This is a genomic window from Isoptericola sp. NPDC056134 (assembly GCF_042264825.1).
GTDB lineage: Bacteria > Actinomycetota > Actinomycetes > Actinomycetales > Cellulomonadaceae > Isoptericola > Isoptericola nanjingensis.
In genome coordinates this window covers 1-1,143 of the sequence record NZ_JBHJVM010000090.1, presented here as the reverse complement: position 1 = coordinate 1,143, position 1,143 = coordinate 1, and the positions used below count along the sequence as shown (strand labels likewise).

Genomic DNA, 1,143 nt, shown 5'->3' with positions numbered 1-1,143 from the left:
GGATTCCGCGGTTCGCGCAGTCTCGGCGCGGCGTCGCGAGCATGCCGCGCATCGCCGCAATCGCTGCGCGTAGCAACCGGTTAGCAGGGGTGGATCCCTCGAATCGCCCGGGGTGGCAGGGGGTGAAGTTCTGCGCGTCGGGGCCGAGGTCGTCGTGGCGGGCCTCTCACGGCGCTACGTTGCGGGCAGGTCCAACCCACTGGCGGGAGCCATGCCACGTAGAACCCTGACTGCCCAGACGCTGAAGATCCGACCCGAGAAGCGACAGGTCGACGTCCTACCCGACATCCGTGGACGCACGTTGCCCGTCCACGTGCACGCGCTCGTCAGTAGCCACGATCCCAACACACTCCGCGACGATGACAAGCAGGTGTACGCCCGGATCATCGACTCGGTACCTGCGGGCTGCGGTGTGCTCGTGCACCTCGAGTCCGGCTACTACGGGGATACCGGCAACACGATCAACACCACCGACCACACAGTCGCGCACACACGCACAACACGCCAGGCATCGACGGTGGCGTCCCGAGCGATGGTGATCGCGCCACCCGGTGGCGGCACCGCTCTGGTGTACCTCGAGCAGGTAGCCGGTTCCGCCGGCGGAGGGCGAGCGTTCGTGCGCCTCCTCCGAGACAGCATCTTCGCGGCGATCCCCGACTCGTACGTGCCGGTCGACACGATCGTGGAGAGCAAGGCGTGGCTAGCGGAGGCAGAGCTCAATGAGGTGCGAGCCGTGAGGACCGTCGCCTATGCGGTCCCGCACGACATCGCCGACGAGATCACCCCCGACGTGGTGGGGACTGTTCGCCATGTCCTTCAACCTCCGAAGGGCCAGCAGCACTTCCCGCGGAAGATCTGGGAGATGATCCGGGACCGCAAGATTCGCGCGGCTCAGTACATGGGCTTCGAGGAGTCCGACGACGACCCGTACGAGACGATCGTCGAGCTCGAGCACAAAGGACGGAAGAAGAGCTTCGCGCTGGGGAGGGAGAGGACACCGTCCGTGCAGATCCTCCTGTCCGAGCCAGGTGAGAGCGCCATCTCCGACGACGCCTTCATGGAGCGGTGCTTCTCGGAGGCGAGAGAGTTCTACAGCGGTGTGGGACTCTCGTGGGAGGATCGGTGGCGTTACGAGCCGTGGGG

Annotated in this window: 1 protein-coding gene; it reads left to right on the top strand. The window is 66.1% G+C overall.

Translation table 11 applies throughout. The features are described from left to right. Positions 1-112: 112 nt before the first annotated feature. Positions 113-1,143 (top strand): hypothetical protein (locus ACFCZN_RS21485; protein ID WP_430558117.1); only part of this gene is annotated, 1,031 nt, incomplete at its 3' end.